18 protein-coding genes are annotated in these 20,642 nt (G+C 55.9%); 4 read left to right on the forward strand and 14 right to left on the reverse strand.

What is annotated here, in order from left to right; translation table 11 throughout:
* The first annotated feature begins 147 nt into the window (after window positions 1–147).
* Window positions 148–2,316 (forward strand): polyribonucleotide nucleotidyltransferase, encoded by a 2,169-nt coding sequence (gene pnp, locus ACUVOF_RS16740; RefSeq protein WP_447045418.1) that lies wholly within the window; start codon window positions 148–150, stop codon window positions 2,314–2,316.
* Window positions 2,317–2,454: 138 nt separating this feature from the next.
* Window positions 2,455–3,624: an MFS transporter gene (locus ACUVOF_RS16745; protein WP_447045419.1), complete on the forward strand. Its 1,170-nt coding sequence runs from the start codon at window positions 2,455–2,457 to the stop codon at window positions 3,622–3,624.
* A 70-nt stretch (window positions 3,625–3,694) separates the two neighbouring features.
* On the opposite strand, the gene ACUVOF_RS16750 is transcribed toward ACUVOF_RS16745, so the two are convergent.
* The 11 genes from ACUVOF_RS16750 to dksA form a co-directional block, all read right to left on the reverse strand.
* Complete coding sequence (locus tag ACUVOF_RS16750) at window positions 3,695–4,873, reverse strand: acetyl-CoA C-acetyltransferase (protein ID WP_447045420.1); 1,179 nt, start codon at window positions 4,871–4,873, stop codon at window positions 3,695–3,697.
* Between the two features lie 205 nt (window positions 4,874–5,078).
* Window positions 5,079–5,459, reverse strand: a complete 381-nt coding sequence (gene panD, locus ACUVOF_RS16755; RefSeq protein WP_447045421.1) for an aspartate 1-decarboxylase — start codon at window positions 5,457–5,459, stop codon at window positions 5,079–5,081.
* A gap of 28 nt (window positions 5,460–5,487) precedes the next feature.
* Window positions 5,488–6,360 carry a pantoate--beta-alanine ligase gene (gene panC / locus ACUVOF_RS16760; RefSeq protein WP_447045422.1) on the reverse strand — a complete coding sequence of 291 codons (873 nt, stop codon included), beginning with the start codon at window positions 6,358–6,360 and terminating at the stop codon, window positions 5,488–5,490.
* 83 nt (window positions 6,361–6,443) lie between these two features.
* Window positions 6,444–7,235: a 3-methyl-2-oxobutanoate hydroxymethyltransferase gene (gene panB, locus ACUVOF_RS16765; RefSeq protein WP_447045423.1), complete on the reverse strand. Its 792-nt coding sequence runs from the start codon at window positions 7,233–7,235 to the stop codon at window positions 6,444–6,446.
* Window positions 7,236–7,421: 186 nt separating this feature from the next.
* The gene (folK, locus tag ACUVOF_RS16770) at window positions 7,422–7,913 is read right to left on the reverse strand and encodes a 2-amino-4-hydroxy-6-hydroxymethyldihydropteridine diphosphokinase (protein WP_447045441.1); all 492 of its coding nucleotides are present in this window, start codon (window positions 7,911–7,913) and stop codon (window positions 7,422–7,424) included.
* A 9-nt stretch (window positions 7,914–7,922) separates the two neighbouring features.
* A complete protein-coding gene (gene pcnB / locus ACUVOF_RS16775; protein ID WP_447045424.1) occupies window positions 7,923–9,305 on the reverse strand; it encodes a polynucleotide adenylyltransferase PcnB in 1,383 nt (460 codons plus the stop codon).
* A gap of 886 nt (window positions 9,306–10,191) precedes the next feature.
* Window positions 10,192–11,580, reverse strand: coding sequence for a sigma-54-dependent transcriptional regulator (locus ACUVOF_RS16780; RefSeq protein ID WP_447045425.1), 1,389 nt, complete (start codon window positions 11,578–11,580; stop codon window positions 10,192–10,194).
* Entirely contained in the window at window positions 11,558–14,506 is a 2,949-nt protein-coding gene (locus tag ACUVOF_RS16785; RefSeq protein WP_447045426.1) for an ATP-binding protein, read from the reverse strand. Before ACUVOF_RS16785 ends, ACUVOF_RS16780 begins: the two co-directional genes overlap by 23 nt.
* Window positions 14,496–14,672 carry a hypothetical protein gene (locus ACUVOF_RS16790; RefSeq protein ID WP_175540387.1) on the reverse strand — a complete coding sequence of 59 codons (177 nt, stop codon included), beginning with the start codon at window positions 14,670–14,672 and terminating at the stop codon, window positions 14,496–14,498. Before ACUVOF_RS16790 ends, ACUVOF_RS16785 begins: the two co-directional genes overlap by 11 nt.
* 1 nt (window position 14,673) lies before the next feature.
* Window positions 14,674–15,609 carry a tRNA glutamyl-Q(34) synthetase GluQRS gene (gene gluQRS, locus ACUVOF_RS16795; protein ID WP_447045427.1) on the reverse strand — a complete coding sequence of 312 codons (936 nt, stop codon included), beginning with the start codon at window positions 15,607–15,609 and terminating at the stop codon, window positions 14,674–14,676.
* Window positions 15,610–15,734: 125 nt separating this feature from the next.
* On the reverse strand, window positions 15,735–16,172 hold the full coding sequence (gene dksA, locus ACUVOF_RS16800; protein WP_088702211.1) for an RNA polymerase-binding protein DksA: 438 nt from the start codon (window positions 16,170–16,172) through the stop codon (window positions 15,735–15,737).
* A 216-nt stretch (window positions 16,173–16,388) separates the two neighbouring features.
* Between dksA and ACUVOF_RS16805 the strand changes: the two genes are divergently transcribed.
* Both ACUVOF_RS16805 and sfsA read left to right on the forward strand, forming a co-directional pair.
* Window positions 16,389–17,549 (forward strand): aminotransferase class I/II-fold pyridoxal phosphate-dependent enzyme, encoded by a 1,161-nt coding sequence (locus tag ACUVOF_RS16805; protein ID WP_447045428.1) that lies wholly within the window; start codon window positions 16,389–16,391, stop codon window positions 17,547–17,549.
* Complete coding sequence (sfsA, locus tag ACUVOF_RS16810) at window positions 17,549–18,277, forward strand: DNA/RNA nuclease SfsA (protein WP_447045429.1); 729 nt, start codon at window positions 17,549–17,551, stop codon at window positions 18,275–18,277. The genes ACUVOF_RS16805 and sfsA overlap by 1 nt, the downstream gene beginning before the upstream one ends.
* A gap of 25 nt (window positions 18,278–18,302) precedes the next feature.
* Here the strand turns inward: sfsA and ACUVOF_RS16815 are convergent, their stop codons facing one another.
* Genes ACUVOF_RS16815 through metX form a run of 3 tightly spaced genes read right to left on the reverse strand, consistent with a single transcriptional unit; the run spans window position 18,303 to window position 20,613 of the window.
* Window positions 18,303–18,752, reverse strand: a complete 450-nt coding sequence (locus ACUVOF_RS16815; RefSeq protein ID WP_447045430.1) for a DUF4426 domain-containing protein — start codon at window positions 18,750–18,752, stop codon at window positions 18,303–18,305.
* A 41-nt stretch (window positions 18,753–18,793) separates the two neighbouring features.
* Complete coding sequence (gene metW, locus ACUVOF_RS16820) at window positions 18,794–19,387, reverse strand: methionine biosynthesis protein MetW (RefSeq protein ID WP_447045442.1); 594 nt, start codon at window positions 19,385–19,387, stop codon at window positions 18,794–18,796.
* Complete coding sequence (gene metX / locus ACUVOF_RS16825; RefSeq protein WP_447045431.1) at window positions 19,387–20,613, reverse strand: homoserine O-succinyltransferase MetX; 1,227 nt, start codon at window positions 20,611–20,613, stop codon at window positions 19,387–19,389. The genes metW and metX overlap by 1 nt, the downstream gene beginning before the upstream one ends.
* Window positions 20,614–20,642 lie beyond the last annotated feature (29 nt).

The following is a 20,642-nucleotide window of genomic DNA, read 5'->3' on the forward strand; positions in this document are numbered from 1 at the left end:
CTGCCCGTTTTTTTATGGGCCGCATTTACCAAAGAGGGAGGCGAAAGAAAGAACTGAAAGAGGGAACTGGTAGCCCTATCGCGCTCCAGCGCCTAGAATGGTAACGAGTCAAAACGACCTAAACGAATAGACAAGTAGATATTGATAATGCTGAAGGAAGTCGCTGTGAATCCGGTAAAGAAAACGTTCCAGTACGGTCGTAGCACCGTCACGCTCGAAACCGGGCGTATTGCTCGCCAGGCCACTGGCGCTGTCATGGTTACAATGGACGATACCGTCGTATTATGTACCGTGGTAGCGAGAAAAGAAGCTAACCCGAGCCAACCCTTTTTCCCCCTCTCGGTACATTACCAAGAGAAAACCTACGCAGTGGGTAAAATTCCTGGCGGCTTCTTCAAGCGCGAAGGGCGCCCGACTGAAAAAGAGACGCTCACCTCGCGTCTGATTGATCGCCCTATTCGTCCGCTATTCCCTAAGGGCTTTATGAACGAAGTGCAGGTTGTCTGTACCGTTCTTTCTACCGATCGTAACCACGATCCGGATATTGCCGCTTTGCTTGGCACCTCCGCGGCGCTGAGCATCTCTGGCGTGCCGTTTAGTGGCCCGATTGGTGCGGCACGCGTTGGTTTTAACGAAGAGCAGGGTTACTTCCTCAATCCCACCGTGGAAGAACTCGCTACTTCTGAGCTGGACATGGTCGTCGCTGGTACTGAAAAAGCGGTGCTGATGGTTGAGTCCGAAGCCAAAGAGCTGCTTGAAGACGAAATGCTGGGTGCTGTACTGTTCGGCCACCAGGAGATGCAGGTTGCGATTAGCGCGATTAAAGAGCTAACCGCTGAAGCGGGCAAGCCGCGCTGGGAGTGGCAAGCTGCCGAAGAGAACCAGGCGCTGAAAGCTGCCATTGCCGATGCTTTTGAGGCCAAGGTGGGCGATGCCTACCGCATTACCGACAAAATGCAGCGTCAGGATGCATTGGCGGAGCTGAAAGACCAGGCGATTCAACAACTGGCGGCCGATGAAGGCGAACCGGTTAACGACAAGTTCAGCAAAGATGACGTCAAAGGCGCCTTCGCGGGTTTGGAAAAACGCGTTGTGCGTTCACGCGTCGTCAAAGGCGAGCCGCGTATCGATGGTCGTGACAACCAAACCGTGCGTCCCTTGGCCATCGAAGTAGGTGTGCTACCCAAAGCACACGGTTCTGCCGTTTTCACCCGCGGTGAGACCCAGGCGATTGCCGTGGCGACGCTGGGTACGCTGCGTGATTCCCAGCTTATCGAATCGTTGGAAGGTGAGCGTAAAGACCGCTTCATGCTGCACTACAACTTCCCTCCCTACTCAGTGGGCGAAGCTGGCTTTATGGGTGGCCCGAAGCGTCGTGAAATCGGTCATGGTCGCTTAGCGCGTCGTGGCGTGCAGGCAATGCTGCCGTCAGAAGACGTTTTCCCCTACACCATTCGTGTGGTGTCTGAAATTACCGAGTCTAACGGCTCAAGCTCGATGGCCTCAGTGTGCGGTTCTTCGCTTGCTTTGATGGACGCGGGCGTTCCGCTCAAAGCACCGGTCGCCGGTATTGCCATGGGCTTGGTAAAAGATCCAGACGGCTTTGCGGTATTGACCGATATCCTGGGTGATGAAGATCATCTTGGCGATATGGACTTTAAAGTGGCCGGTTCCGAAGAGGGCGTCACCGCCCTACAGATGGATATCAAGATCGAAGGCATCAATGAAGAGATTATGGAGCTCGCGCTGCAGCAAGCACTGACCGCGCGTCTGAGTATTCTCGAGCAGATGAATGTTGTGATCAGCCAGAGCCGTAGCGATGTCTCTGACAACGCGCCCTCTATGGCAACGATTAAAATCGATCCAGATAAAATCCGTGACGTTATCGGTAAAGGCGGCGCGACGATTCGCAAGATTTGTGAAGACACCGGCGCTTCTATCGACCTGGACGATGATGGCACTGTACGTATCTACGCGGAAGATAAAGCCGCTGCGAAGCGGGCGATAGACACCGTATTGGCGATTACCGCTGAAGCGGAAATCGGCAAGCTGTATCACGGCAAGGTCGTGCGTATTGCCGATTTCGGCGCGTTTGTTAACATTATGCCGGGTACTGACGGCCTGGTGCATATCTCTCAGATCGTTGCCGAGCGAGTGAACAACGTACGTGACTTCTTGAACGAAGGCGATGACGTGATCGTTAAAGTGCTCGATATCGACAATCGCAACCGCGTGAAGCTGTCGATGAAAGAGATCACTGAAGAAGAGAAAGCCGCTTTTGCAGCGGAAACAACGGAAACCGAATCTACGATTTAAGCGTTAATTTATTAATGACGATCTAAATCGCTGGTTAGGTTCCTGACACCGCCCTCGTAGCCTCTGGCTGCGGGGGCGGTGTTTTTTATTGAGCGCAAGCTTATTAAACGAAGGTTGGTTAGGCAGGGAGCAGCAGCTATGGAGCAGGAACAGGCACCGCGCTGGTGGGCGGTGGTGGCCGTGATGATTGGCATCTTTTTATTGGTAACTGCAGAGCAACTGCCGATTGGACTGTTATCTCAGGTGGCATCGAGTATGGATGTTACCCCTGGCATGGCAGGATTAATGGTTACCGTTCCTGGTGTGGTTGCGGCCTTTTCAGCCCCGCTTTTACCGGTTGCTGTAGGGCGCTTGGATCGACGTATCATGCTGACGCTACTCATGGTTGTGATGGTGGTGGGCAGTGCTTTTTCGGCACTGGCAAGCAGCTTTGCATTGTTGCTTGCCGCTCGCGTATTGGTAGGGCTCAGCATTGGTGGCTTTTGGGCAGTTGCTGGCAGTATCGCCCCCCGCTTAGTACCCGAGGAGAAGGTACCTAAGGCGATGACGATGATATTTGGTGGCGTTGCAGCAGCCTCAGTGTTGGGTGTGCCATTGGGTACGCTATTGGGGGATCTCAGTAGTTGGCGAGTGGCCTTTGGAGCGTTGGGCGGACTAAGCATGTTGACGGCCATTGCGCTGTGGCGCTGGCTGCCGCCGTTACCGCCAAGAGAGCCAGTGCGTCTGCGTGTATTGGCGCAACAGTTTAGCAATCGTGGTGTGCGTGTGGCGGTGTTAACCACGGCTTTTGTGGTAGTCGGGCACTTCGCTGCCTACACCTTTATTAGCCCCATCCTGCAGGAGATCAGTGGTATTTCTCAGCGCCATGTGGGCAGCTTGCTACTGCTCTATGGGGCGGCAGGCATTGTGGGCAATATTGCGGCAGGCATGTTCGCCGGCCGACATCCTTACCGAGCAGTGCTGGCGATTCCCAGCCTACTGCTGGTCTTCGTCGCTGCATTTCCTTTGCTGGGTGTCCAGCCAAGCAGCGGCGTTATGCTGCTAATGGCGTGGGGCGCAGTATTCGGCAGCGTATCGGTCAGCATTCAAACCTGGATTTTGCGCACCGCGCCCAATACCGAAGCCGCCACGGCCTTAATGGCATTTACCTTCAATATGTCGATTGGCCTAGGCGCCATGCTGGGTGGGCGACTTGTCGATGGCACTAGCCTGCCTATTGCCATGTGGGCCGCGTCAGGATTATTCCTACTAGGGGCGCTATTGGTATGGCGAACGCCTTCGCGCATTGTGGGGGAAAAGCGTCGTTGAGCAAGAACGAACCAAAAAAATACCCCCGTAAAAACGGGGGTATTGTTTGCTAGTTGCCTGAGAGGAACTATTAAGACCGTTCAATAGCCAAGGCCACACCCTGACCACCGCCGATACACAGCGTCGCGAGGCCTTTCTTGGCATCGCGGGCAATCATTTCATGCAGCAACGATACCAGCACGCGGCAACCGGAAGCCCCGATAGGATGGCCTAACGCGATTGCGCCGCCGTTAACGTTCACCTTGCTGACATCCCAGCCCAGCTCTTTGTTGACCGAAAGCGCTTGTGCAGCGAACGCCTCGTTGGCTTCTGCTAAATCCAGGTCATCCAGGCTCCAGCCCGCCTTTTCCAGGCAGCGGCGTGTCGCTGGTGCTGGGCCAATACCCATAATGGCCGGGTCAACGGCAGCGTTAGCATAACCGGCAATTCGCGCTAGCGGTTCGAGGCCAAGCTCTTTGGCTTTTTCAGCGGAACAAATCATCACCACGGCAGCGCCGTCGTTTAGTGAGGAGGCGTTACCCGCGGTAACGGTGCCATCTTTTTTAAACGCAGGCTTCATGCCGCCAAGTTTTTCGGCAGTGACTTCGCGCGGGTTTTCGTCGGTATCAAAGACGACTGGATCGCCTTTGCGCTGAGGGATATGTACCGGCACGATCTGACTTTTGAATTTACCCTCTTTGATAGCATTCGCAGCGTTCTGCTGGGACTGAGCGGCAAACTTATCCATCTCTTCGCGGGTAATACCGTATTTCTCGGCTAAGTTTTCAGCGGTGATGCCCATGTGGTAATTGTTAAAGGCGTCCCACAAGCCATCGTGTACCATAGTATCGATCGCTTTCCAGTCGCCCATGCGTTGGCCGGTACGCGAGTTGGGCAATACATGGGGAGACGCAGACATGTTCTCTTGGCCGCCCGCCAGAATAAGTTCTGCATCACCGCAGCGAATGGCTTGCGTCGCTAGGTGTACTGCTTTAAGCCCAGAGCCACATACCTTATTGATGGTCATGGCCGGGACGGAATCCGGCAGGCCCGCTTTGATGGACGCCTGACGAGCTGGATTTTGACCCACACCCGCGGTAAGCACCTGTCCTAGCAGCACTTCGTCAACTTGATCAGGGGCGACACCGGTGGATTCGAGGATATCTTTAATCACTAAAGCGCCAAGATCACTTGCAGGGATGCCAGCAAGCGAACCACCAAAAGCACCAACAGCGGTGCGACGAGCCGCAACAATGACTACTTCTTTCATAAGATGACTCCTGGAATAAATAACAGACAGTCTGAAGCCAGATGCCCGATAGGCGTACTCTGTCAGCCGTACTCTTTTATTCGTACTCTGTCAGCCGTCTCTTCAGCATAGGGGAAGGGGGTGCTTTGCGGCAATACGCATTTATAGGCAAATAAAAACGGGCCAACATGTGGCCCGTCATCGAAAAGGGTTAGATACGCTAAGACTACGCTAACTGGACGGGGATAATATTGCTGGTGTGGCTGACGTGGTTGCCTTCCTGGAGATACACCAGCGCAGGCTGATGGGTTTCCAGTTCGGTATTAGAGTAGTGGGCGTAGCTGCAAATAATGATGCGATGACCCGGTGCAGCGAGATGGGCAGCGGCGCCATTGATGGAGATCAGTTTAGAGCCCTCCTCACCGCGAATGGCATAAGTGGTGAAGCGTTCTCCGTTTTCGACGTTATAAATTTGAATCTGTTCGTTTTCACGAATACCCGCTAGATCGAGTAGTTCACCGTCGATGGCGCAGGAGCCTTCATAGTTGAGTACTGCATGAGTAACGCGTGCCATGTGCAGCTTGGCTTTGAGCATAATGGTATGCATGTGAATTCCTTTATGACCCGTTGTTTGGTTATTCTCTGTTACCACTGACATTGCTAGCCGGGAGTTGAACAGGGAGGTTATCAATTAGCCGCGCAGGGCCGAGCTTGGCAGCCGCCAGCAGTATCGCTTGGCGCGTTGCAGAGCTAACTGGGCCGAGCATGGTATCGCGCAGCTCTAGGTAATCTGGTGTAAAGCCCGCATCATACAGCGTGGCTCTGCCCTGGTGTAGTACCTTTTCGATAGACTCGCCGCGCTCCAGGGCGCTACGCAGGGTACATAGTGTGTGATACAACGCGGGAGCTTTAGCCCTTTCCTCGCTATTCAAATAGCCATTGCGTGAAGACAGCGCCAAGCCATCCTCAGCACGAACGATAGGCACACCGATGATCTCGACCGGCATGTGCAGGTCGCTTACCAGCTTACGAATGACGGCAAGCTGTTGGTAATCCTTTTCCCCAAAGCAGGCGACGTCTGGCTGCACCAGGTTGAACAGCATGCTGACCACGGTGGAAACACCGTCGAAGTGACCTGGGCGTGAACCGCCACATAGTCCCTCACCGACAGTGGGGACATGGACGCGAGTCTGAGCATTTAACCCGTTTGGGTAGAGCGTGCTCACGGCAGGCGCGAACAGAACATCACAGCCGGCGTCGGTTAACTGCGCTTGGTCGGCATCAAAGGTACGCGGATATCCGTCTAAATCTTCCCCTGGGCCGAACTGCATCGGGTTTACAAACAGGCTTGAGACTACGATATCGGCGTGCTGGCGCGCGCAGGCCACCAGTGCTAGATGCCCGGCATGGAGGTTACCCATGGTGGGCACCAAGGCAATGCGCTGACCGCGCTGGCGGTGTTCCTGCAGCGTACTGCGTAGCTGATCAATTTCTCGCAAAGTGCGCATAATCGTTTCAAGGTAATGTTAAAGGGCGGCGGATAGGCGAGCCGTGCGAAACTGTCTTTTAAACCAATCCTTAGAAACCGTTTTCAAAAACAGTGTTCTTGGGCCGGGAAGGTGCGGTTTTTAACGGCGTTATGGTAAAGCTCGAAGGCTGCTTGAATGTTGTCTGCGTCGGTCATAAAGTTTTTGACGAAGCGCGGCGTACGACCATGGGTGATGCCGAGCACATCGTGCATGACCAGAATCTGACCATCGGTATCGGGGCCAGCGCCAATGCCGATCACCGGCACATCCAGCGCTTCGGTTACTGCTTTGCCCAGGCTGGTAGGGACGCATTCGAGCAGAATCACCGAGGCGCCTGCGTCGACCAAAACTTTAGCATCGTTAATGATCCGTTCGGCGTGAGCGGCGTCACGCCCTTGCACTTTATAACCGCCTAACTGATGCACCGTTTGGGGGGTTAAGCCCAGATGGGCGCAGACGGGTACGCCGCGGCGGGTCAGTTCTCGAATGCCATCGGCCATCCATGCTTCGCCTTCCAGCTTAACCAGTTCCGCCCCTGCACGCATTACGACGCCCGCATCTTCCAGCATGCGCTCGGTGGTGGCGTTGCTCATAAACGGCAAGTCAACCATCAATAGGCTATGGCCTTTGCCACGTGCCGCGCAGCGGGTGTGGTAGGCGATGTCTTCGATAGTGACGGGTAAGGTACTGTTATGGCCTTGTAGCACCATGCCCAGTGAATCGCCGACCAATAATACATCAATGCCTGCCTGGCTTGCCGCATGCGCAAAGGAGGCGTCGTAGGCGGTCAGGCAACTGAATGTCTCACCAGCCTGCTTGTAGGCTTGCAGCGTGCTTAGGGTGACGGTTTTCATGGCGTACTCTCGTGTTCTACGTAAGGCCGATACGACAAAGGCTATGCTTGAAACGTGCTGCGCTTATTGAATTTTCAGACATACCCGAGGCAGCCGACCATTATTGTGTATGGCGTAACCGGCAATTGTTACCTGAATGGGTGGTCGGTGTCGAGATTTGTGTCAAATGGTAGCGTTAGCTGCACACTAGGCGTCGGGTAGGCGTTCCAAGCCATGATTCTCAACACGTTCAAGCCATGCAGATAGCGGCTGGTGGAGAAAATTGAGAGAGGGGGCGATCTCTGAGAGGGGGACTAGTACAAAGGCCCGGGCAGTCATTTGCGGGTGTGGTACGCGCAAACGCGACGAATTAATCTGGTCATTAGCGTAGAGCAGCAGGTCAAGGTCGAGCGTGCGGGGCCCCCAGTGACGCTGACGGCGGCGGCGATGCTGTTGTTCCAGGGCCTGAAGTTGGTCAAGCAGGGCCAATGGAGAAAGGCGCGTTTCCAGCGCTGCCACGGCATTGATAAAGTCCGGTTGATCCTGCGGCCCGACAGGACGACTAACATAGAGTGATGACGCTGCTGTCAATCGACTCAACGGCAGTGTGGCAAGCTCGTTCAGGGCTTGACGAACTTGCTCAACGGGTGACTCAAGATTGCTGCCAAGGCCAATATAGGCAAGTTGAAATGCCACTATTGGGTCTCGCTATTCTGTCGCACGCGGCTTACGCCGCCGTTTGCGACGTCCATCGCCTTGGCTCGCAGGGTCACCGCCAACTTTTTGCAGCAAGCGACGCTGCTCGTGCTCATCACCGCGCTGAAAGGCGGTCCACCAGTCGCCCAAACCGCGCGGTATCTCGCCCGCTTGCTCACGTAGCAGGAGTAAGTCATATCCCGCCCGAAAGCGTGGATGCTCACGAGTTTGAAAGGCTTTTTTACCACGCCGTTGAGGCAGCCGCTGCTGCAGTTCCCAAATTTCCCGCATGGGAATACCAAAGCGCTTGGGAATTGATGTGAATTCTAACTGACGAGAGACCACTTGCTGAGCGGCGGCTTGCAAGGCAGGAATAGCCGGCATGCCCTCTTGCTCCAGCTCTTCCTGGCGTTGTTTAACCGGCGCCCACAAAAATGCTGCCAGCAGGAAGGCCGGAGTGACCGGGCGCTCTTCGGCAATGCGTTTGTCGGTATTGGTAAGCGCTTGCTCGATTAGCTCTTCTGCCCAGGCGGCATCGGCCATGGCTTCTTCTGCTTCAGGGAACAGCATGCCGAATAGACCGTAGTGGCTCAGCATACGAAAGGTCACCAAACCGTGGCCCGACATAAACAGCTTGAGTACTTCATCGAATAGCCGCGCTGGCGGTATCTGCAGCAGCAGCGGCGCCTGATCGTACATCGTCGCTTCGGTGGCAGGGGCTAGCGTGAAGTCCAGCTTGGCTGCAAAGCGCACCGCCCGGAGCATCCGGACGGGGTCTTCGCGATAACGCGTCGCCGGGTCGCCAATTAAACGCAGGGTGCGCGTTTCAATGTCCTTCGCACCATTGGCAAAATCGGTGATGCTGAAGTCGGCAATATTGTAGTAGAGGGCATTAACGGTGAAGTCGCGACGCAACGCATCCTCTTCGATATTGCCCCATACATTGTCGCGCAGCAGTAACCCTTCATCGGACTGGTGGGCAATGTGATCGCCATGCTCGTCTTGGGGTTTGCCACGGAAGGTGGTGACCTCGATGACCTCGCGGCCAAAGCGCACATGGACAATCCGAAAACGGCGGCCGATCAGTCGCGAGTTACGAAACAGATCGCGTACCTGCTCGGGAGTGGCGTTGGTGGCAACGTCGAAGTCCTTGGGCATCTTGCCAAGCAGTGCATCGCGAATGCAGCCGCCCACCAAGTAAGCGTCGTAACCTGCGCCACTGAGGCGATAAAGCACTTTTAGAGCAGCATCGCTAATATGTTGGCGAGAAACAGGGTGCTCGGACCGAGGGATGTTACGTGGAGAGAGTGCGTTGGTAGTGCTCTCTTGGGGATCGAGCAAGGTCTTCAATTGCTCCCCCGGGCTGTGTAGGAAACGGGTAAATCCTTTAAACATGCGATAATTTCAACTCGCAGGGTACGAAAAAATAGTCATTATTAAGCACTTCAAACGAGTACTGAACATAAACAGTTAGTGGCTGAGTGTAGCCGACCCTCTATGTCTTGCAAAGAGGGGCTTGCAAAGAGCGGTTTGCAAAGCGCTTGGCGCTTGCGTGGATAACGCAAGCCCCAGACACGGAAAAGGGAGGCTAAGAGAGCCTCCCCTATTAAGCAGCAAATCAGCGTCCATGCTGCTGTTTTTCTTCATGATGGCACATCGCCCTGAATACGCACCGCAGTCGGTAGGCGTAAGGATCACGATGGTTCCGACCGCCTCGTATTCAAAACAATAATCCAACCGCGAACTTTTCTCCCCCCGGGAAATTATTATTGGCGCCGGGGTGTACACATTGACTGCTATTGTTGTTGTTAGGATGCAAGTCTTGTATACGTCGCGTCCTTTCGGGCTACTTACACTCTTTATTATTGTTGTCAGCGCCTGTGTTGCCTGCGCCAGCAAGTAATGAGACTCAAGCCTGTTGTTTTTATTGGTACCGTTATCTCTACCTGGCCCTGTTGTTTTTATTGTGGCTCAGGTTAGGGCGGGTCATGTTGTTTTTGTTAGTGACCTACCGCTATGCCCATTTTGTTTTTCTTACTCAGTAATATTGCAGGCGCTGTGCCACCTGTTAGATAAACCATAAATTTCAGGTGGTTGGCATTTTAAAAAAAGTAGAGGAATTTTTTAGTCTGAAAAGTGTTACCCCTTTTGCGTCCGTTTGTGCACGCCGTTGAGTGGGAAGGTAACAGTTTTATAGCCGCGAAGAAGAGGGTAATTGCCATTTAAATCAGCATATTAGACGATGGTCTTAGATGGCAGCTGCCGAGCCGATACCAGGCCATTAGCCTGGGCGGCGGGCAGTTTTTTTGCGCGGGATGCCTAGCCGCTGGCGCCGTTCCCAGAGGTTTTTCCGGCTAATACCGAGCTTTTGCGCCAGCTCGGTTTCACTCATTTGATCTTGGTGCTCGAGCACAAAGTGCTGAAAGTAATCTTCCAAAGAGAGGTCATCTTCATTCTCTTCAGCGGTTTTATCTACGCCGCCGCTGAGCACTGAGGTGCTGGCGGAAGGGGAATGGGGACGAGCCGGCGTTGGCGTTAAACCTAAGTCATCCGGATGGATGAGATGCCCCTCGGCAAGAATGACCCCGCGTTCAAGGGCGTTCTCCAGCTCACGAACATTGCCCGGCCAAGGGTAATCACGCAGGTCCTGGCGGGCCGCTCGGGATAGGCGCAGGCCCGTGCGCTCATGACGTTTACACGCCTTGTCGAGCAGAATATCGGCAATCTCAAGGACGTCCTCCTCACGCTCGCGCAGGGGGGGCAACTCGATCTGCATGACATTCAGGCGGTAGTAAAGGTCGAGGCGGAACTCGCCGGTTTTTGAGAGCGCGCGTAGGTCACGGTGGGTGGCGGCAATTAAGCGGACATTAACGTGGCGGGTTTCTACCGAACCAATTTTACGGATTTCCCCCTCTTGCAGCACACGTAACAGGCGCGCCTGGGCATCCAGCGGCAGTTCACCAATTTCATCCAAAAATAGCGTGCCGCCATCGGCAGCTTCCACCAAGCCTGTGCGTGCTGCGCTAGCGCCGGTAAAGGCGCCTTTTTCATGGCCGAACAGCTCGGATTCGATCAGTGTTTCGGGAATTGCCGCGCAGTTTACGCTGATCAGTGGTGCTTTAGCGCGCTTACTCTGCTGGTGAATGGCGCGCGCCACGAGTTCTTTGCCAGTGCCCGACTCGCCTAGAATCAATACGGTGACATCTGCTGGCGCGGTTTTACGAATGCGGGTGTACACCTGCTGCATGGCAACGCAGTTGCCGATCATGGTCTGGCGTCCGCCGCCTGCGTCAGTGATATCCGGCGGCGGGCTTTGCTGCATCGACTGCTTATGTAGGATCCGCTCAACGGTTTCCAGCAGTTCGGCGTGGTCAAACGGCTTGGCGACATAATCCACCGCGCCCTGTTTTAACGCATCTACCGCCGAGCGCATGCTTGCATAGCTGGTCATGATCAATACCGGCACGGGTGTCGCAGCGGCAATCAGAGATGTACCTGGCTCGCCGGGTAGGCGTAGGTCGCTGATAATGAGATCGAACCCTGTAAGTTCAAGCTGGCACGCCTCCTCCGCATTGCCGGCTTCGCTGACCGTGTAGTCGTGACGTTCCAGCAGCCGCTTTAACGCGCTGCGAATAATCGCTTCATCTTCAACAATCAGAATCCTGGGCATGGGTTAGCTGATCATCCTGTTGGTAAAGCGGCAGCCATAAAGTAATGGCAGTGCCGCGAGGCTGTCCGGGCGGTGGTGAGGCCACCTCTATTTTACCCTGGTGCTCGGCGATAATTTGATAAGCCAGTGAAAGGCCGAGACCGGTGCCTTCGCCTGCTGGTTTGGTGGTGGTAAAGGGTTCAAATAAGTGATCACGTACTTTTGGATCGATGCCCTGGCCATTGTCGGTTATCCGCCACCAGGCAAGTTGCTCATGGCAGCCTGCGTCAATGTGCACTTGCCCACCTGGGCCGCAAGCATCTCTGGCATTGCTGAGTAGGTTAACCATCACCTGGGTTAACCGTTGAGCATCGCCACGTACCACCAGATTATCGGGTATAGCATACGTTAAAGTAACATCCTCTCCCGAGCGGGCTAGGTGGATCAAGTGCAAGGCATCTTCGCTTATCGATGCAAGCGCAACGGGGGAGCTGGGGAGTGGCACCGTTTGACGGCCACCGTGGGCAAAGCCAACCAGTGAGTTGACGATTTTGGTGACTCGCTGAGTGAGTTGCTGTATTTGGTCAGCGGTTTCCAGCAGCGCCGGATCGTTGGTGTCGTAGCGTAAATTTTGCGCCAGTGACGAGATGCCGGTAATCGGGTTGCCGATTTCATGGGCAACCCCGGCAGCTAGTTGACCAATTGAGGCGAGGCGCGCTGCATGCACCAGCTCGTCTTCCAGCCACTTCATTTCGGTATGGTCTTCAATCAGGATGACACTACCGCCGCGGCTGTCATGGCCACTGAGAATCGCTTTGTGCAGGGTCAGAAAGTAGTCCTTGCCGTGCAGCGTAACGGCCTGTTTATAGAGCGGCGTTGACGTGGCCTCTATTACGCTGCCCAGCAGGCTGGGCCAGGGAGCGGGTAGGCTGTCGCGGCGCGAGCCGATGACGCTTTCACCGCTGATCCCCGAGAGCTGTGAGAGTGCTTGGTTCCACATCAGCAGCTCATCATCATCGCCCAATACGCATAGCCCTACAGGCAAATAAGCCAGCGTTTGGCGATGGTGGCGGCGTAAGCCATCAAGTTCCCGGGCTAGCCCGGTGAGCCGCGAGCGGTAGGCTTCCAAGCGGCTCTCGACAAAGTGGATGTCGTCGGTTTCAGGGGTGTTGTCGTGGCGGTAGGGAAGGTAGCGGTCAACAATATCCCGAGCCACGGATGGCCCCATTAACCCTGAAAGATTGGCCTGGATGCGGTCGCGTAAACGGCGCAGTGCGTAGGGGCGACGCTCTTGAGGCGTTAAGTTGAGCGCTTTCAAAGCACGAGCAACTTCGCGGCTGGCGGCTTCATCGCCGAGGGCATGGGCCAGGTGGGCGGAAAAGTCGCTAGCCGTCGCGGCTTCTAACGGAAAGCGCTTGGAACGGATCACCGCATCCACCGAACACGCCTCCGCGGCGGATTGTTCCCCTTCAGAAGTACGCGTAAACAGCGATATGACAATCAGTAGCAGGATATTGGTTGTTAACGACAGCAGCGTGATGTTGTACCACAGTGGTGCATCGGCGGGAGTAAGCGGCGTAAAGGGCAGCGATGGCGCAGGCAGGGAGAACATAAGTGGCACCCAGAGGCCCCACAACCACACAATGACGCCCGCGACCAAGCCAACAATCATGCCTTTACGGTTTGCGCCCGGCCAATAGAGAAGTGCCAGCATGCCGGGCAGACATTGGGCCATACCCACAAAGGCGGCTAACCCCAAGCCGATTAAGCCGTGATGGCGGCCTACCCACTGGTAAAACAGCCAGCCGCTAATGATCACCGCAACCATCAGCCCACGACGTAACCACAATAGCCAGCCGTATAAATCGCTGCGTGCCTCTGGCGGCCTAGCCACCAACACAATGTGGTTGAGCAACATGCCAGATAATGCCAGGGCGATCATAATCATGGTGCCGCTGGCGGCGGCGAGTCCGCCGATAAACGCTAGCGCACCTACCCACCAGTGTTCTGTCATCAGAAAAGCGGCATAGGCCGCGATGGGTATGTCGGGATTGACTGATTGAGCCGCCCACCAGATCAATGGTACGGGCAGCGCCATTAGCAGTAAAAATAGCGGCAGCGCCCAGCTGGCTTGTAGCAAGGTATGCCGCGATAGACTTTCTGCGAAACTAATATGAAACAGGTGCGGCATCATAAAGGCCGCGGCGAAAAACAGCAGTAGCAGGGTTCGCCACTGAGCTGGATCAAGCTGGGGTGTCTGTTGCTGAAGAGCAGCGCCGGGGCCTTCCAGCCATAAGTGAAGGTCGCCAGGGCCGTCAAAAACCATCCACAGTGCCACCGCGCCGAGCCCGAGCATTGCCAGCAGCTTAACGAGGGATTCGAACGCGATGGCGCTGAGCAGGGTGTCATGGCGGCCATGAGCCTGAGAGTGACGTGCGCCAAACATCACTGCAAAGATGGCAATCAGCGCACAAAAAAGCAGAGCAACGCTGCTCCCCGCTTGGCTGGCGCTCAAAAAATCGATGGCATCGCCCATGGTCTGTACTTGAATACCGAGCAGGGGAAGCACTGCCAACAGACTGACTAAGGTTACTAGCGTACCCGCCCACCGTGAGCGAAAGCGAAAAGCAAACAGATCTGCGAGAGAGGTCAACTGATAGGTGCGGGTGATGCGCTGAATAGGCACCAGCAGGACGGGGGCGAGCAAAAATGCCCCTGCTGCGCCCAGATAGTAAGCAAGAAACCCAAACCCTGCATGGGCGGCCATTTCCACGCTGCCGTAAACTGCCCAGGCGCTGGCGTAAACACCCAGCGCAAGGGTATAAACAATCGGGTGGTGGGTAATGCGTACGGGCACCCAGCCACGTTCCACTGCAAAGCCACAGCCAAACAGTAATGCCAAGTAGCCTAATCCAAGCAGTAGGACGCCGATTAACTCAACGTTCATCAAGCTTCCTCTTTTGCTCCAGCCAGAGCGTTAAGGCAATCAAACCGCCCCAGATGGCAAACGGGCGGTACCAGGCAGACTCAGGGTCACTCCAGCCGTTCATTAGCAGCGGTGAGAGCAAGTAACCGCCGAACACCAAAAACAACATGATGCGATAGACGTACATATCAATCTCCTGTTGGTACTGAAGATGGTGTCGATGGTGGCATTGATGCTGGCGTTTGGCGGTGAGCCGTGGGCCGTAATCGTTGCAGCGACCAATTTGCTATCGCCCAGTGTAACTGAGTCGCTGGTGGCTCAGTGGCAAGCGCTTGCGGCGGCGTTTGATCCAGCGCTTCAAGCGCCTGAAAAAGCTGGCCGCGCACGCCTTGCTCATTCTCGCTCAAAGCGGGGGCCAGATTTTGCTTCGAGAGCTTTTGGCCCTCGGTAGTGACGATGAGCGGCAAGTGTAGGTAGCGTGGCTGCGGTAACTGAAGCGCACTCTGCAGCTGGTGCTGCCAAGGGGTGTTGTCGAGCAAATCGAGCCCGCGTACCACATCGGTAATCTGCTGCTCGGCGTCATCTACTACCACGGCGAGCTGATACGCCCATAGGCCATCTTTGCGCTTCAATACCACGTCGCCCAGTTCAGCCGGGTCAAACCGCTGTTCGCCGAACAATCGGTCTTGCCAGCAGGTCGGGCGCTTGCCAAGGTCGCTGCGCAGCCGCCAGGCCACCGGTTTATTCGCATCGCAAACACCCTCGCGACACCAGCCGGGGTAGATCTCAAACGCCTGCCACTGCTTGCGCGAACAGCTGCAGGGGTAGGCAAGGCCAAGTTGGATAAGCTGGTCGAGAGCCTGTTGGTAAGCATCGCCGCGGGTGTGTTGCCAAATAATCGCTTCGTCCCACTCGAAACCGAAGGTTTCCAGCTGGCGTAGGATAGTGCTCGCCGCACCTTGAGGGCAGCGCGGTGGGTCGATATCTTCTATGCGTACCAGCCATTGCCCACCGGCCGCACGGGCGTCTAAATAGCTGCCTAAGGCGGCGACCAGCGAACCAAAGTGCAGCGGACCCGAGGGGGTAGGGGCAAAGCGGCCACGGTAGCGGGACGAGCGGGGCATATCAGGGTTGTCCTAGTCAGCATTGTCCTAGATAGTAGCGCCCTCTTGGGTAGGTCAGGCGAGCGCCGATAACAAAAACGGGCACCCATAGGTGCCCGTGCTTGGCTATCACATTCCATCTGAACTCAGCCGCCAAGCTGTTTCTCTTTCAGCTCCGCCAATGTCTTGCAATCCACGCAGAGCGTAGCGGTCGGGCGAGCTTCCAATCGACGGATGCCGATTTCGACACCGCAGGCTTCGCAAAAGCCGTAGTCATCATCATCGATTTTATCGATGGTTTCGTTGATCTTCTTGAGCAGTTTACGCTCACGATCCCGGGTGCGTAACTCCAGGCTGAAACCCTCTTCCTGGGTAGCGCGGTCGGCGGGGTCGGCGTAGTTGTTAGCATCCTCTTGTAGGTGGCGTACGGTACGATCCACCTCTTCCATGAGATCCTGTTTCCAATCCAGCAGCAGCTGACGGAAGTGTGCTAGCTGCTGCTCGTTCATATACTCTTCGCCCGGTGCTGGCTCATACGGGGTGAAGGACTTGGACGCTTCCGGTTTCTTTTCTGCTACTGGCATGGGACTGCCCCTTACATATGTGACTACTGATCGACCATGAGCGACTGTCACGATCTCACGCCAAAGGGATGCTTGTTTAGCTGAAAAATGACTGGGTTGCAAGCATAATGGCGAGCTTTCTACGATAGGCGGGCCTTGAATATGACTAGCGCCATGTTTTAGTTAGTTTTTCAATATTTGCCCGGTTTTTTAAAATGATGAGATGAAGGAGCCGTTATGGCCTGGAATTCGCGCGTCGATCACGTTGCCCCTTTTCGGGTCATGCATTTATTGGAAATGGCCCAGGCGCGGGAAGCCGCCGGTCACGACGTGATCCACTTGGAGGTGGGCGAGCCCGACTTTGCTACGCCGGAGCCGATTATTGCTGCTGGGCAGCAGGCGCTGACCAGTGGCCATACTCGCTACACTCCCGCAGCGGGCTTACCCGCACTTCGCGAGGCGATCGCCGGGCATTATGCTGAGCACTTTAATGCCACGGTGGATCCTACGCGTATATTGGTGACGCCAGGTGCGTCGGGGGCACTGATGTTGGCCAGCCAGCTATTGGTCGAAACCGGCTCACGAGTACTAATGGCTGACCCGAACTACCCCTGCAATCGTCACTTTATGGCATTGGCGGGCGCTGAGATCGATGCGGTAACCGTGGGGCGCAACAGCGGTTGGCAGTTAGATGCGGCTTTGGTCGCCGAGCACTGGCGCGAGGAGACGAGTCTTGCCATGCTGGCATCGCCCTCTAACCCTACCGGCCACACGTTGAGCGCGCAGCAGCTCTCTGCCGTACTGACGGCGGTTGCTGAGCGCGAAGGCGAGGTTATCGTCGATGAGATCTATCAGGGGCTCAACTACGATGGTGCGCCACTATCGGTGACCTCACTCTCGGCCAACGCCTTTGTAGTCAACAGCTTCTCAAAATACTTCGGCATGACCGGCTGGCGCTTGGGCTGGCTGGTGGCACCTGAGCATGCCGTGGAGCCGTTAACGCGGCTGGCGCAAAACATGTTTTTGGCCGCAGCGACCCCTTCACAGCATGCAGCGCTGGCGGCGTTTACGCCCGAGTGCCGGAATATTCTTGAACAGCGCCGTGAAACCCTGAAAGAGCGCCGTCAGGTGCTGTTGAAAGGCTTGGCCAGCTTGGGGCTGGCGCCGGATCTACCACCCCAAGGGGCGTTCTATTTGTGGCTGGATATCTCCCGCTACAGCCGCGATAGCCAGACCTTCTGCGAGCGCCTGCTGCTGGAAGAAAATGTGGCGATTACCCCCGGCATTGATTTTGCCGTACGCGGCGGTGAACACCATGTGCGGATTGCTTTCACCAATGATGTCGCCCGTTTGGAAGAAGCGGTGGCGCGGATTGAGCGTTTTGTGAGCAGGCTGTGATGCTGGCCTATCCAGAGCTGGTGCCGGGCACGCTGATCAAGCGTTATAAGCGCTTTCTAACCGATGTGCGCTTGGATGATGGCCGCGAGGTAGTCGCACACTGCCCCAATACCGGCTCAATGAAAGCAGTGAACGTGCCGGGCTGCCGAGTGTGGCTGTCACCCAGCGATAACCCTAAGCGCAAACTAGCCTGGACCTGGGAGTTTATCGAGCTGCCACAGGCTGATGGGCAGGTGGCGCTCGCCTCAGTGCATACCGGCCGCGCTAACCGTATCGTGGAAGCGGCGCTGGCGGCGGACGAATTAGCGCCGTTGGCAGGCTATGCCACTTTGCGCCGAGAAGTGAAAGTGGCCGATGCCCGTCTCGATTTTATGCTCGATGATCCTGTGCGGGGGCGTGCGTATATCGAGGTGAAGCAGGTCACCCTCAAAGAGCAGGACGGCCACGGCTACTTCCCCGATTCGGTCAGCGTGCGTGGTACCAAGCATCTGCATTCGCTGAGGGTACTGGCGGAGAAAGGCGAACGGGCGGTGCTGTTGTTTTGTGTCGCTCACGAAGGCATTGTTGACGTGGCCGCCGCAGCCCATATCGACGCAATTTATGCTGCAGCCCTGGCAGAAGCATCGGCCAGCGGGGTGGAAGTGCTGGCCTACGGTATTACCATAGAGAGAGAGCAGGGGCACCCGACGGGAGTGCAGTTAACCCGGAAGCTGCCCGTGCGGTTATAAGGTGTTTTGCGGCTAAGGTTAAGGTCTAACGGTCAATATAAAAACGTTGGATAAAGTTCACCGGCTCGGGGGCGGCGTTACGGTCATAGCGCACGCTTAGCTCAAAGCGCATGCTTTCATCTTCGCGCATGGTAAAAGGCGCAAGATGGTAAGTGGCATCACCGTCGTGCACGGTGCGAAAACTGAGCGATTCCTGAACGCCCGTCAACCCACTCACTTGGCCTTGCACACTGGCGTTAACAGGACGTGTGCTGCCATCCTCCTGGCGCTCCCGTACGCTGACATTCACCAGGCCGCGATTAGCGCTTCGCTGGAGGTTGTTTGCCTGAGCCACTTCCGGCGTTAAAAAACTGCTGTTCACCGCGCTGTAGTGAATCTCGTAATCGCCCACGCTGACGAACTGCTCAGCGTGGGCAGCAGCGGTAGCGAAGAGCGTGCCGACAAGAGCGGCACCGATCATTAATCTACGTAACATGGCGTGGCTCCTTTGATGATCGATAAGTTGAATGTCTAAGCCTAGCGTCGGCGAACGCGGAAAATGGCAATTTCACCAAATAGATTGGGCCAAAGCCGTGATTTCCAGTGCCCTTGATGATCTCCCACGCCCACTGCACGATCAACAATGACGAGACCCTTCTCGCGGCACAGATGCTCAAAGTCGTTGAACGTTGAGAGGTGGATGTTGGGCGTGTCGTACCAGGCGTGGGGCAGCGATTTGGATACCGGCATATAGCCACGCAGACCCAAATGAACGCGGTGACGCCAGTAGGCGAAGTTGGGGAAAGTGATAATGCCCTCTTCGGCGACGCGCAGCATTTCATCGAGCATCTTGTCCGGACGGCGTAGCGCCTGTAGCGCCTGGGTCATGATCACCTGATCATAGCTATTGTCACAAAAGCTGCTTAAACCGTCATCCAGGTTGTGCTCAATCACGCTAACACCGCGTTCCACGCAGGCATTAATGCCGTCGTGATCAATCTCTAAGCCATAACCTGTCACGCCCTTGTTGCGCGCAAGAGTCTCAAGCAGTTCGCCATTGCCACAGGCGAGATCAAGCACATGCGCCCCCTCAGGCACCCAGTCATAAATCAGTTCAAGATCGGCGCGCATCATGGCATCTCCTCCAGGCTCGCTTTATCTTTACCCGCTTCATCTCCGCCCGTTTCGGCGAGATGAAGCTCGCGGGCAGCGCGGTTCATAAAGGCGCTGAAGATGGCGTCGTAGCGCGGCTCTGAGAGTAAGAAAGCATCGTGCCCATGGGGGGAGTCGATGTTGGCGTAGCTAACCGCTTTGCCCGCGCGGGTGAGCGCATCGACCAGTTCTCGAGAGCGCGAAGGCGGAAAGCGCCAGTCGGTAGTAAAGCTGACAATCAAAAACGGACACTGCGCAGGCGCCAGGGCTTTGGCAAAGTCACCGCCTTGGGTAGCCGCTGGGTCAAAGTAGTCCAGTGCTTTGGTCATCAACAGGTAGGTGTTGGCATCGAAGGCGGCGGAAAATGTATCCCCCTGATAACGCAGATAGGATTCCACCTGAAACTCAACATCGAAACCGAAGTTGAGGTCGTCGCTACGCAGGTCGCGGCCAAATTTGCTGCCCATGGCGTCTTCTGACAAGTAGGTGATATGGCCTACCATGCGCGCGAGCTTAAGCCCGCGTTTGGGCACGGTGTCGTGTTCGGCGTACCAGCCATCGAAGAATTCCGGGTCTGAACGAATTGCTTGGCGGGCCACTTCGTTAAAGGCAATATTTTGTGCTGAGAGCCGGGGTGTCGCTGCAATGACGACTGCATTGGCGACCCGCTCGGGGTAAGTCATCGTCCACTGCATTACCTGCATGCCCCCCAGGCTGCCACCTACCGCAGCGGCCCAGCGCTCAATCCCTAGGTGGTCGGCAAGTCTCGCCTGGCTGACCACCCAGTCACTGACCGTCACCATGGGGAATTCAGGCCCCCACTGACGGCCGGTTTCCGGGTTATGACTAACCGGGCCGGTACTGCCGTGGCAGCCGCCCAAGTTGTTTAGCGACACAACAAAAAATCGGTTGGTATCGATCGCTTTGCCGGGGCCGATATGGGCGTCCCACCAGCCTGGCTTGCGGTCTTCCTCGCTATGGTAGCCAGCGGCGTGATGGTGACCTGAAAGCGCGTGGCAAATCAGTACGGCGTTGCTGCGATCAACGTTCAGCGTACCGTAGGTTTCGTAAATCAGCTCGTAGGCTGGCAGCACTTTGCCGCAAGCGAGGGAGAGCGGCGTGTCGAAGCGCGCTAAATGTGGCGTAACAAGGCCGACGGAAGACGGCGGTTGGTCTGCAAACGCAAGCGTATCTGAGTCAGGCATTGAAGGCGTTAGTCCTGCTGAAAGAGTAC

The organism is Vreelandella sp. H-I2 (genome assembly GCF_052959335.1).